Below are 12,595 nucleotides of genomic sequence, written 5' to 3' on the forward strand. Positions count from 1 at the left end.
TCTACGGTATTTCGCCATGCGAAAGGTGTCGATACTTGCTGGTTGCATGCTGTGCTTGATGGGCTTGATGCAGCCTGGTATCGGATGTGCAGAACAGACCATTACTGTTACCAGTGATGATAATTACCCGCCCTATTTGTTTAAGGACGCAAATGGCAATACGGTGGGCATTGTGGTGGATACCTGGAAGTTGTGGGAGCAAAAAACCGGGGTGAAGGTGACCTTGCTTGCCATGGTCTGGGAGCAGGCGCTACAGCAATTGTTGAGCGGGCATGCTGATGTGATCGAGATGATTTATCAGGATCCCGAACGTGAACAGCGCTTCAGTTTCAGTACCCCTTATGCCACGCTCCCGGTGGGCATTTATGCGCATAAAAGCATAAGTGGCCTGGCATCCTCCAGCCATCTGAGTGGCTTTACCGTCGGTGTGCAAAAAGGCGATGGCTGTATTTTTCACCTGAAGCAAGCCGGGGTTCAATCGTTTCGGCTATATAACAATTATGAAGAGATGATCACCGCCACGCTCAAGGGCGAAATCAAGATCCTGTGTATGGATGATTATCCGGCTAGCTATTATCTGTATCGCGCAAAGGCGGATCAAAAAGTACTGCGTGCTTTTACCCTTTATCACGGCGAGTTTCACCGGGCGGTAAAAAAGGGCAATGAGCCCATTCTGGCCTTGATTGAAAAAGGCATGGCGGCCATCACCCCGGCTGAAATGGCTGCGATTGAGGCACGATGGAAGGGCCGTCCCTTGCAGCAAGACCTCTATGAAGGGCAAGCGTTATGGATGTTGGCTGTGGCATTCATCGTTGCCGTGAGTTTGGTATTGCTGGTGTTTATGCTAAGACTCGCGGTGAAAAGAAAGACCGCTGAAATTGAAAGCAAGCGTGCCGAGCTGGAACTGGAGCGATTGCGTCTGACTGAAATCATTGATGCGACGCGTGCGGGCACCTGGGAGTGGAATGTACAAACCGGAGCGTGCCAGTTTAATCATCGCTGGGCAGAAATTCTGGGATATCAACTCGAAGATATCCAGCCTTTAGGCGTAGAGGCGCCAAAACGTCTGACGCATCCGGATGACTGGAAAATGGCCATGGCCTTGGTTGAACAGCACCTCAAAGGCGAGATTGCCTTTTATGAGTGCGATATCCGCATGCAACATAAAGACGGGCGCTGGTTGTGGATCGCGGATCGGGGGCGGCTGATTTCGCGTACAGCCGACGGGCAGCCGTGGATGATGCGCGGTACGCATATTGATATCACGGATAAGAAGCAGGCCGATGCTGCGATTTGGCAACAGGCCAATTATGATAGCCTGACCCAATTACCTAACCGCCATTATTTCAATCGCCACCTCAAAGAGGCGATTGCCGAGGCGGCAACCCAACAGCAAAAACTCAGCCTGTTGTTGCTCGACTTAGACCGCTTTAAAGAGGTCAATGATACGCTCGGTCACCGGCATGGGGATGAGTTGTTGATTGAGATCGGCCAACGGATACGCCAATGCTTGTATGATCATATGGAGGTGGCCAGGCTGGGCGGGGATGAGTTTGCCATTATTGCACCAGAGTCTGCCTGTGCCGATTTGCAAGCATTCGGCCAGCAGTTGATGCAGGAGATCTCTAAAGCCACCATTCTTGGCGGGGAGCGCGTCTATGTCACGGTCAGTATCGGCATCAGCCAGTATCCCGAGGATGCCATCAATGCTGAAGAAATGATACAGCATGCGGATCAGGCCATGTATGAGGCAAAAAGTCGGGGCCGTAATAACCTGCGTTTTTTCTCGCTAGCGATTAAAGAGGCCATGTCGCAACGCGTGATGTTGGCACGGGACCTGAAGGCGGCCCTTGAAAAGGATGAGTTGCGCGATTACTACCAGCCGATTGTGAGTTTGAACACGGGCAAGATCGTCAAAGCCGAAGCGCTGATGCGCTGGCAGCATCCTGAACGCGGACTGATCAGTCCGGCGCTCTTTATTCCCGTGGCCGAAGAAACGGGGGACATTGTTGCGATGGGTAATTGGATTTTTTCTCGGGCGGTCGCGCATGCGTCCAAATGGCAGCCGCTGGTGGGGGAGGCATTTGCCATTAGCGTCAACAAGTCTCCGGTGCAATTCGTTGACCCGCAACGCTTTCATCATGACTGGGGAAAAATCTTGCAGGATAACGCGCTGGCAGGCAAGCATCTGGTGGTTGAAATTACCGAAGGCTTGTTACTGAATCCCGACCCGGTCGTCGAGCAGCGCTTATTGTACTATCGCGACTTGGGGATTCAAGTTGCGATCGATGATTTTGGAACTGGCTATTCTTCGCTTTCTTACCTCAGTAAATTTGATATTGATTATTTGAAAATTGATCAGTCCTTTACCCGTAACCTGAATGCGGGCAATGAAAGTTATGTCTTGTGTGAGGCCATCATTGTCATGGCGCATAAGCTAGGCCTGAAAGTGATCGCTGAAGGGGTGGAGACCGCACTGCAGCGTGATTTGCTGATGGATATCCATTGTGATTTTGCCCAGGGGTTTTTCTATTCCCCGCCTGTGCCTGCTGAGGCCTTTGAGCAAATGCTGGTGCAACAATCGCGGCAAGAAGCTGCGCTGCTGCAGGGTTAGTTCGCACATATGAAAAAAGGCCCAAGCACGGCTTGGGCCTTTTTATGAACAGGCGGCGAACTTAGAACCGGAAACGTACCCCGGCACCTACCGCCTTCACGTCCTGATACCAGGTCGAACGCGGGAACTTGTCCCCTGAAAAGTGGTTATTGGTGTAAGCAACATAGGTATCAACCCGCTTGTTGATCTTATAGTCAATCACTGAAGTCCAGGTGTCAATTTTACCTTGTGAGTTGGTAGAGACTGTTGGGCCATCAATCGCATCAAACCGGGTTGCATAGTAGCCGACAGAAGCCGTCAGACCTGCCAGGGCTGGAATGCGCTGCGAAAAGTCGTAGCTGGCACCAATGTAGTAGACATTGTTATCTTGTTTGTAACCTGGTTGTAATGCAGAGGTGGCGACGCCGCCAAATACGGTCTGGTCAAACAGTTTGCTGTATTTGATGGTCCGGTCTGATGAAGGCTTCAAACGGTACCATTCCCAGCCGCCTGTGAATTTGATTTCCTTGTTCGGCGTCCACTTCAACGCGATTAAAGTGGCTTCCGTGTTATACAGGGACGCAGTAATGGTGTCGTTGGCGGCTGGATTGCCAGCAGCTGCAGAGCCTGCCTTGACGGCATTGTTAAAGCCGTTAAAGGCAAACTGAACGCCAAATACGCTATTTTCAAAGCCCAGTTGACCGGTGTAGCCATAACCCTCGGAAGTGCCTGCGGTATTGCCAAACTGATACATGCCGGCGTAGTTGACCTTACCTAACCCTTCAACATCGTAAGTATTGCCATACTTCACCGTGTTTTTCATGCGGGAGTTTTCGGAGATGCCGCCACCGCCGCCAATCGTGCCGCTCTCACCCAAGGGCGAGAAGGTATCTGCCTTGCTGTTCGGGTCATAAGGGTTGGTGATTTCAAAAAATGGGTTGTACTGGGTACCGTATGACACACGCCCCAGCTTGCCGCCATCAATCCCTACCCAGGCCTGACGCGCAAATAACTCACCGTTCATGGAGGAGTCCGCGCTGACGCTAGAGTTGGCATTGGTCCCGGAGTTGTCTGCCAGCGTCTGTGCCGCATCATGCAACTTCATATCAAGCGGGTTGAAGCCAGCTTCAAACTGGTACATGAATTTAAAGTCACGATCCCACATTTGTAGTTTGCCGACTTCGCCCTTGATGCCCAGACGGGAGGCTTGCAAACCACCATTGACCCACTCGGTTCTTGAGGTGGTTCTCGGTGTGATTTTTGCACCATTGTAAGGATAGAAGTTGTTAGGTAATTCGTAGTTTTCAGGCAACGAGTGGTTAACACTGGTGCGCGCAATATCGATGATGCCATACACTTGTACGTTCGATGGATGGTCTCCGACGTTGAAGTCCAGACGCAGCGGGTTGTCATCATTCATGAAACGTGTCATGAACGAGCTTGGTGCCTGATCGTTTTGGTTGGCGGACGTTGTAGGCGTTTCTGCCTGGGCGGTCAGGACCTGACCGATTGCGACTGGAAGTAATGCCAGTTTAAAAAAATGTCTGATGGTCATCTTAATCTCAATGTTTTATGCGATATTGCGGGTTGTCACAAGACAACGCATTCTCGTGCTGGCAAATGAAGATTAGATGACATGCGGCTTACATGAAGCTTACGCCCGTCATAATTGACTTGTCACAAATGTGGGAGCTCGGTTGAGCGCTGCGCGCGCAGTGCCCTTAAGCCTTAGAATTGGTGGTTAAACTGCAGGCTGATGATATCAGCACTGCCAGTGTATTGACCGGCCACCAGCCCCCTGCTTGGAGTAAGCGCCCGCTGGTCGTCATAGATACTGGCTTCTTGGATAAACAAATGTGCATAGCCAACATCCAGTTTTGTTTCATGACTGTATTGCCAGCTCGCGCCCAAAGACAGCCAGATACGGTCATTGCCAGGAATGCGGGGGGTTCTATGTTGCTTGTCTATGGCTTCTTGATCGTAAGCAATGCCGGTCTTGAGTTTGAGTGTGTCTGAGTAATGATAATTGAGCCCGACCGAATAACGTAAGGTATTATTCCAGTGTTCCTGCGTGGTCCCAATGGCAGTATTCGAGCCATTATCGCGCATGATGCTCAAGGCTTTGAACCGGCTCCAGCGTGTCCAGGTGATGTCTGTCAGTAGCTCCCAGCGGTCGTCCAGCCGGCTGAAACTACTTAGCGAAAGCGTCTCAGGCAAGGATAAATCTGCTGTAATGTCGGTATTCAATGTGCTCGATGGACTCGCATTGGCCAACGTGAAAGGTGAGCGCGCTTCCCCCTTCAAGTGCTGGTCGACTTTTGAACGGAAAGCCAAGCCTAGCCGGGTATCGGGCGTGACTTGATAAATGGCACCCAGGTTGTAGCCAAATCCCCAGTCGTCCCCCTTGGTTTTAATCGATGATTCTGCGGCCCCTAAATTGACTGCACTGGTCAGCTCTGCCTGTGCCCACATGGCAGACACGCCAAATCCCAATGACCACTGGTCATTGAGTTTCCAGGCCAGTGATGGGTTGATGTTGACGGTTTTAAGCTCGGATTTAATGGCTTGAAAGCGGCCAATCCAGTTGTTGTTGTATTCGGTTTTGAGTCCAAATGGGCTGCCAATACCGAGGCCGATTTTGAGTTGATCGTTTATGTCCTGCTTGTAATAAAGATTGGGAATCGCCGCAAAACTGCCCAAATTACCGCCTTCTCCATTTAAAGATGGATTTCTGGCTGCTTGACTACCTTGATTATCAAAATTTCCCCTGACATTAATCAGGTTGACTGCACCCACGATCTGACGCCCCTCCAGGTAAGTCATCCCAGCCGGGTTGAAGAAAATCGTACTGGCATCCTCTGCCACGGCAGCCGCTCCGGCAAAGGCATTCCCAAGCCCGCTGCCACTTTGTTCGGATAAGGCAAAGCCTGCTGCCTCAGTGACTTGATGGGTGCTGACCAAAGCCAGCCCCAGCCAGAAACTGGTAGATTTTAAACGTAACATGGATCCCCCTAAAACGACTTTTTTGATTTTTTTAAGCTTGATCACTACACTCATGCGGCGTGATCAAAAGCATTAATTTTCTGCACTCGCAATTTTTCTGAACACTGCCGGAATGCTTTCCGGGAAGTCTGCCATAAACGTGGTGGTTTGGCTCGCAGATAAGGCCGCACTGAACAAGTAACCTTGCACATGATGGCAGAGTTTGTATTGCAGGTATTCAAACTGGATTGCGCTTTCCACGCCCTCTGCCACCACTTTTAAATTGAGGCTGACTGCTAACGCAACCAACGCGTCGACAATCGCGATATCGACTTTGTCATGCGGAATGCCCGCCGTAAATTGCTTGTCAATTTTTAAAATATCTACCGGCAATTGTTTCAGGTAGTTCATTGACGAGTGGCCAATGCCAAAATCATCAATCGCAATGCCTATGCCTAACTGCTTCAGTGAGTAAAGGATTTGTTTGGCAGAATCAATATTACGCATGACCATGGATTCGGTAATTTCCAGGTTCAGGGTACGTGGCGAAATGTGGTAAAAATCCAGCGCATGGCGGATAGTGTCTGACAGGCTATCGTCATCAATCTGGCGCGAAGAAATATTCACATTCATGAACAGATCCTGGTCAAACATCTCTTGCCACATGGCCAGTTGCTTGAGTGACTGGTGAATCACCCAGGCACCGATGCTGATAATCAGGCCCGAGCCTTCCGCCAGATGGATAAACTGGTCAGGGCTAAGTAAACCTCTGGTTGGATGACGCCATCTGAGCAAGGCCTCAAAGCCGATGGTTTTCAACAGCTGTGTATGGATGATGGGCTGATAATAGAGCTCCAGCTCCTGATTTTGCAGCGCGAAGTGCAGCGCCTCACGCAGATTGCGTAGCTCGGAGGTATTGGCTTCATCCATTTCACTGTAAAAGCGATAGGTGTTGCGACCCGCGTCCTTGGCTTGATACAGCGCCACATCCGCGTTTTTCATCACTTCGGTTTTAGAGTCAAATCCGGCTCTCAATTGCGCAATGCCGATGCTGACCCCAATATTAATTTCATGGTCATCGACGATAAATTGGGCAGAAATCGTCTGGATAATCCGTTTGCAGACTTGCTCGATTGTTTGTCGGCCTGCGGCATCCAGCAGAATGGCAAACTCATCGCCACCCAGGCGGAAAATCGCATCCTTTTGTGCCAGGTTGCCGCGCAGGCGGTGCGCCACTTGCAGCAACAACTTGTCCCCGGTGTTATGGCCAAACGAATCATTGACGATTTTAAAGCGGTCCAAGTCTAACAACAGCAGGTACACATTGGCTGGGCCATTGGAGGAAGCGGTGATTCTACGTGTAATCGCTTCTTCAAACGCGTGACGGTTCAGTAATTGGGTATTTTTGTCGTAGTGCGCCAGGAACTGCAATTTTTCTTCAATGACTTTGCGATGTTCCAGTTCGGTTTGCAGCTGTGCGTCACGCTGACGGATGCTTTCCAGCATATTGTTGATGTCATGGCCTAGCATGCCGATTTCATCCTGACTGCGGATGCTGATGCGTTGGTCATAGTGATGATTGCGAGTGATATTGCTGACAAAGCTTTGTAAGGCGTGAATCGGGTTGACGATATTGCGGTTAAGTCGCCAGATAATCAGACAGCCGACCAGCGCGGCTGCCAGGACCGCAATGGCGTTAGACCAGGCAAATCCAATCAGGACATCGACAATTTGCGCCTGCTTGATGGTTGCTTGCAAGGTGCCCACCGTTTTTTCATTCACCACGATAGGCGTCTCAACTTCCAGATCCTTGAAAAAAGGGTAGAGCCATTGCCAGACGGCAGTGGATTGTGGATGTTGCGGATAGAGTTGCTGGATCGCTTGTTGCTGCTGGTTAAAAATCGTGATGCTGCGGATATTCTGATTATCCGTCAGCGGTTCCAGTGTTTTGGTCAGTGAGTTGACCTCCCCAAACATGACCGCGGGTCCAATCGAAGTGGCCACGACCTGAGTTTGCACCAGTATGTCACGAATCATGTGGGTGCGCAGATTGTGATAATGGCTGCCAAATGCAAACACGATAAACACCAGAAACATACTCAAAGTCATCACCAGCTCGGTGAGCAGCAGTTTATGGGCAATCTTAAGGTGAGGCAGCAGTTTTAACATACAAAATCACTGAATAAGGTTAGTCGCCAGTTTCATCAAGCGGGAGTCGAACACGATGCCGGCCTGTTTGGCCGCGCCCAAACGCAGCATGAACTGATAGCGTTTGTCTAGCTCGCTGATTTCTACATGGCCAAACTCGGCAAACTTGTTGCCCTGATGGACAACCGTGAGCACGGACTCTTTTTGAATAATCTGCTGCAATTCTAACGGCTTTTGTGAGACGACATCTTGAATATATAGCAAATTACAGCGTTTCACATCGGCTTGTGTTTTCAGTGTCACCAAAAAAATCGGAGATTGTTGTAATTTTTGCGATTCCAGCGAGGTGGCCTTGAGATGACCAATGTCTTCCTCAAACGCACATACCGTGTAAATCTCCTGGCGTGGGCGATAAGGCGTCTGACTCAACAGGGCCAGATTGTAGAGTAACTCACTTTTTGAGGTGCGTGCCTCGTCCACGCTGGCATGTGCTTGCTGGATGAAGTAGGGGTAAAGCAGGAGAAGCAGCAAGCGTGGGAAAAAACAAGACTGGCGCGCTGAAATCATCTTGATCTGACTCCAAAAGGGTGAGGGATCTGATCGAACGGTTTAGATTACAATGGGTTGCGGGCCAGTTTTAAGGCATTGCCACGGCCAGCTTACCGTCTGATGCAATGCCTATCATACCTTGCGGCCACCTATCTATAATCAGCAAAATTGATAAATTCTGTATCGGTTTGATAAATTCATCAAACTAAAGGATTTTTTCTGGCTTGTGAACCTGTAGGAGATTAATAGTCACTACGTGTGAAGCCGGTTGGCGTCGCGGGTTTTAAATCAAAGGCAATGCAAATGCGCTCTGCGTCTGCCTGAAACGGGATCGTTCTATGAAAGAGCGAAGAGGGAAACAGCACAATATCTCCAATCGCCGGCTTGATATAACGTGTCGGAAACCGGTCATGCAATTGCGGGTATTGGTCGCCATGCGTGCCATATTCAAAGGCGCCTTCCTTTTCATCCTCAGTCTCCGGCATAGCCAGGTAAACCGCGCCGCTGATCCAGCCGATTTCATGAATATGCGCATCCAGATGCCCGCCTGTTTGCATCTTGACATACCATGAGCTGGTGAACTCCAGTGCTGAGGGAAAATGCGTAATTAAGGCACAGTCCGCATGTTTATAGTGTTCGTGGTATAAGCGAAACTCTCGCTTGACGATTTCGCCCAGTGCCCGGAACGAAGCTTCCGCCCGTTTGAATAAGTTGCCAGCAGACTGTTTGCCGTGAGTGAGCCGCGCTTGTTTGCGTTCAGCAATATCTGCTTGCGCGATATCGTTCAATAACTGTGTGAGCAAGGGGCTGCCAGGGGCCAGCTCAGGCAGGCTGCGGTGATAGACAAACGAAAAGCCATCCGGGCAAAACTGGTAAGGGTCGGGCTCGCCATGATTGATGCTGTAGTGCGTAGAGAGGGTGGCGATAAACGGTGCCGTGTGCGGGCCTTGCGCAAGCATTGCATCGCGACGTTGTTTAAAAACCTCAAATTGTTCGGCGCGATATAAACAATACAAGACTCTGGCTTGCCAATCTTCCAGTTGCGATGTCTCAAAGTAAGGGATCGCTTCTTCGAAGCGCTTGGCCAAATATAGAAACTCGCCCATGTTGTAATTGGCTGCAGCATGTTGGGGATTGCGCTGCAAGGCTTGCTGATAGCAGTTGACCGCCCGTGTCATATCGCCCTGATCGCGCCAGGTTTCCCCTAGATTGTTATAGGCATCGGTGTAATTTGGGAACAAATCGATGGCACGCTCATAGCTTTGTACGGCGGCTTGCAAGTCGCCTTGATCGCGTAGCACGGTGCCCAGATTAAAATGACCGCGTGCATCTTGCGGCTGGATGCGCAAGCCGCGCTGATAACTGGCGACCGCTTCGTCCAGCCGGCCTTGCTTTTGCAATATCGTGCCCAGATTGCCGTGGGCTTCAAAAAATTGCGGATTCAAGGCAATGGCTTGGGCATAAGCTTGCTCCGCGGCAACCAGGTCATTCAGATATGTTTTAACAATCGCATAGTTGAACCAAAGCTCAGGGACTTGCGGGTTTAGGTTTAAAGCATGTTGGTAAGCCTCAGCCGCTTGCGGGTAGGCTTGCTGTTGATCGAATGCTAGCGCCAGCAAATGATGCAAGATAAATTCGCGAGGATGTTGCGCCACTAAAGGGCGAGCACGTTGAATCACTGCCTCGAATTGGCCGCGATTCAGTTGCTGTATTAATGCATTGATCTCTTGTGAGAGTGGAATAGCCATCATGAAAAATTCCCAATATAGTTACAATTTTGTAACAGATATTACAATTCCGCAATGATTGCGTGTGTTGATCTCCCGCAAATGGTGATTGTCTAAAAGGGGATTGGGTGCCAAAAAGCAGGTGGGTTAGTGGGGGCGGGGATGGTCTGAGCGCTGTTTGAGCAGTCTAACGGCAATTTCAGGGGCTTGTTCCAGCAAGCTGTGCATGTAGTCGCTTTCTATGCGGATGACGGATGCCCTCTCGGAGACTACCACCACACTGGCGGTTGCCGCTTGTTGAGAAAACAAGGCCATGTCACCAAAGAAATCGCCAGACTGCAAAATGCGCACGGTGCTTTTCTGCCCATTAGCGTGCTGTGTCATATGCAAGGTGCCCTCGACCACCATGTAATAGTAGTTACTCAATGCGCCTTGCCGGATGATGTGGTCGCCTTTGCTATAGGACTGTCCAAAGATCTGTGTCAGCGCTTGCAGGTAATGCTGCTGATTGGGCACATCATCAAACAGACCTTTCAGTAGCAATATTTCTTTTTGTTTCAGCGTGACCATCAATTCTATGCCCGCCAAAAAGACGGCAAAGTTGAGATATAACCAGCTGATCGAGACAAACATGGCTTTCATGCTGCCAAACACGGCGCCAAAATTTTTATTCACCGTTAAAAATAACCCGAAGGCAGGGCGCATCAGCATCCACACCGTCGCCGTCAGCAAGGCTGAGATGAGCAAATGACGCCACTGGATGGGGAGAGGGCAAAAGCTATGATAAAAGCCGGCGATCAGCAAGGTGGTCAACAAGAGTGAAGCCAGCCAGCCGACCACGCTGATCATCGCTGTTGGCAGGTGCTGCGCCAAAAAGACAATCACTGATTCCAGCACAAAGCCAGCCGCGGTAAACAGGAAGAACACCAGCAACACGCCCAGTACCGCCATGATGTCCCGCAGCTTCTTATGCCAGAATGAGGGGACATCCTGGCGGCTGGCAATCAGATAAAAGCTGGAGCGCATATGTGCAGCCAGAGGGGTGATGGTCCATAGCAGAATAAAGAAGCCGACAGCACCCCAGGCGGCTTCGGTTTGAGTGTTGTGATACACCTCTACCATGATGCGCTGGCTAAATTCCGGGAGCAGATTGCTGGTCAGGATGGCCAGCTTCACGATCGCATAATCCGATGAGTACACCAAGTGGCTGAGTAAAAAGAAAATCAGCACAATCAGCGGGATCAGCGCAAACAGGGCATAAAACGACAACGCTGCCGCCAGCGCCATCAGGCGGTGGCGAATCACACCATGCCAGGTGGTCTGCATCACAAATAGTGGCGTGCAATAGGTATAAGCCGACAGCTGCTGTTTCAAGCCTTGCCATTGCTGCTGCAAGGTTGACCATAATACGGATGGCATCATATTGCGTTTAGTGGCTTAGTCTGCGTCTGATAAATGCTTATATTGTTCTGTGGCGTTCAGCAGGGCAAGGCAGGTACCTGCCTCCATCGCGGAGTGACCAGCATCCGGCACCATCACAAACTTGGCGTGAGGCAGAACTTGGCTCAGTGCCCAAGCCGTTTGCGGTGGGCACACCATGTCATAACGGCCCTGAACAATTGTCGTTGGAATGTGCGTCAGTTGTTTGCCCGCATCGGAGAGCATCTGCTCACCATCCACAAAACAGAGATGCCGGATGTAATGAATTTGTACCCGTGCGCGGGCGAGCTCCACCTGGCCATCCGGGGCGCTGCTGTCAGCCTTGGGCAGCAGGCTCATGATGCTGGATTCAAATGCATTCCAATGAATTGCCGCCGGAATACTGACGATAGGGTCAGGATCGAACACCTGGGTTGCATAGTACTCCAGTACCTGGCTGCGCTGCGCTTCTGGGACTGGGGCTAGTAATGCCTGCCATGCTTCAGGAAAAAACAATGCAACCTGTCCCAGAAACCAGTTAATTTCATGTGGCCTGCTTAGAAAGATGCCACGCAAGGTCAGGCTGATCACCTGATTCGGATGTTGATTGGCATAAGCCAGCGCCAGGGTGCTGCCCCATGATCCGCCGAAGACATGCCAGCGTGAAATATTTAGCCTGGTCCTAATCTGTTCAATATCGGCAACCAGATGTTGGGTTGTGTTGTCTTGAATTTCTCCCGCCGGTATGCTGCGGCCGCAGCCGCGCTGATCAAACAGAATGATGTGGTAATGCGCAGGATCAAAAAAGCGCCGTTGCGCAGGATTGCAGCCGCTGCCCGGGCCACCGTGCAAAAAAATCACGGGAACCCCTTCTGGATTCCCGCACTGCTCAACATAGATAGAATGTAACGAAGTGGCAGCAAGATGCCACTGTTTGAATGGTTGGCATTCGGGAAAGAGGGCGAGGTTCTTCATAGAGGGTTTTCTTTAACTATTTGATTTTATTTGTAAAAATTTATTTCCAATGAGACGGTGGAAAAATTCAAAAAATAATTTGAAAAAATTGTAACCAATTTGTAACCAAAGTGTTGCAATTGAAAACAAATTGTTCTATATTGCAATCCTCACATGTGGCAAGTGACAATTTCCAAGTTAGTTCAGGATAATTTCCCTTGTC

General features: G+C 50.3%; 8 protein-coding genes. 1 reads left to right on the top strand and 7 read right to left on the bottom strand.

The features are described from left to right. Nucleotides 1-46: 46 nt before the first annotated feature. Complete coding sequence (locus AACH41_RS01695; RefSeq protein ID WP_338656326.1) at nucleotides 47-2,614, top strand: EAL domain-containing protein; 2,568 nt, start codon at nucleotides 47-49, stop codon at nucleotides 2,612-2,614. 61 nt (nucleotides 2,615-2,675) lie between these two features. Here the strand turns inward: AACH41_RS01695 and AACH41_RS01700 are convergent, their stop codons facing one another. The 7 genes from AACH41_RS01700 to pip all read right to left on the bottom strand — a co-directional run bounded on the left by AACH41_RS01700 (nucleotide 2,676) and on the right by pip (nucleotide 12,393). Then, nucleotides 2,676-4,148: a porin gene (locus AACH41_RS01700; RefSeq protein ID WP_338656327.1), complete on the bottom strand. Its 1,473-nt coding sequence runs from the start codon at nucleotides 4,146-4,148 to the stop codon at nucleotides 2,676-2,678. Between the two features lie 173 nt (nucleotides 4,149-4,321). Then, complete coding sequence (locus AACH41_RS01705) at nucleotides 4,322-5,596, bottom strand: outer membrane protein transport protein (RefSeq protein ID WP_338656329.1); 1,275 nt, start codon at nucleotides 5,594-5,596, stop codon at nucleotides 4,322-4,324. Between the two features lie 72 nt (nucleotides 5,597-5,668). Continuing rightward, nucleotides 5,669-7,744: an EAL domain-containing protein gene (locus tag AACH41_RS01710; protein WP_275356528.1), complete on the bottom strand. Its 2,076-nt coding sequence runs from the start codon at nucleotides 7,742-7,744 to the stop codon at nucleotides 5,669-5,671. Nucleotides 7,745-7,750: 6 nt separating this feature from the next. Then, nucleotides 7,751-8,290, bottom strand: a complete 540-nt coding sequence (locus AACH41_RS01715; RefSeq protein WP_313988524.1) for a YfiR family protein — start codon at nucleotides 8,288-8,290, stop codon at nucleotides 7,751-7,753. A gap of 224 nt (nucleotides 8,291-8,514) precedes the next feature. Further along, nucleotides 8,515-10,023, bottom strand: coding sequence for a tetratricopeptide repeat protein (locus AACH41_RS01720; RefSeq protein ID WP_313988526.1), 1,509 nt, complete (start codon nucleotides 10,021-10,023; stop codon nucleotides 8,515-8,517). A gap of 123 nt (nucleotides 10,024-10,146) precedes the next feature. Beyond that, nucleotides 10,147-11,421 carry a YhjD/YihY/BrkB family envelope integrity protein gene (locus AACH41_RS01725; RefSeq protein ID WP_338656333.1) on the bottom strand — a complete coding sequence of 425 codons (1,275 nt, stop codon included), beginning with the start codon at nucleotides 11,419-11,421 and terminating at the stop codon, nucleotides 10,147-10,149. Nucleotides 11,422-11,436: 15 nt separating this feature from the next. Further along, nucleotides 11,437-12,393 (bottom strand): prolyl aminopeptidase, encoded by a 957-nt coding sequence (gene pip, locus AACH41_RS01730; RefSeq protein WP_338656335.1) that lies wholly within the window; start codon nucleotides 12,391-12,393, stop codon nucleotides 11,437-11,439. Between the last annotated feature and the right edge of the window lie 202 nt (nucleotides 12,394-12,595).

This window comes from Methylophilus sp. DW102, from assembly GCF_037076555.1.
Taxonomy (GTDB): Bacteria; Pseudomonadota; Gammaproteobacteria; order Burkholderiales; family Methylophilaceae; genus Methylophilus; species Methylophilus glucosoxydans.

Excerpts from the sequence above, each read along its gene's own strand:
- AACH41_RS01695 (WP_338656326.1), top strand. The coding sequence starts at position 47 with ATGCTGTGCTTGATGGGCTTGATGCAGCCTGGTATCGGATGTGCAGAA.
- AACH41_RS01700 (WP_338656327.1), bottom strand. The coding sequence starts at position 4,148 with ATGACCATCAGACATTTTTTTAAACTGGCATTACTTCCAGTCGCAATC.
- AACH41_RS01705 (WP_338656329.1), bottom strand. The coding sequence starts at position 5,596 with ATGTTACGTTTAAAATCTACCAGTTTCTGGCTGGGGCTGGCTTTGGTC.
- AACH41_RS01710 (WP_275356528.1), bottom strand. The coding sequence starts at position 7,744 with ATGTTAAAACTGCTGCCTCACCTTAAGATTGCCCATAAACTGCTGCTC.
- AACH41_RS01715 (WP_313988524.1), bottom strand. The coding sequence starts at position 8,290 with ATGATTTCAGCGCGCCAGTCTTGTTTTTTCCCACGCTTGCTGCTTCTC.
- AACH41_RS01720 (WP_313988526.1), bottom strand. The coding sequence starts at position 10,023 with ATGATGGCTATTCCACTCTCACAAGAGATCAATGCATTAATACAGCAA.
- AACH41_RS01725 (WP_338656333.1), bottom strand. The coding sequence starts at position 11,421 with ATGATGCCATCCGTATTATGGTCAACCTTGCAGCAGCAATGGCAAGGC.
- pip (WP_338656335.1), bottom strand. The coding sequence starts at position 12,393 with ATGAAGAACCTCGCCCTCTTTCCCGAATGCCAACCATTCAAACAGTGG.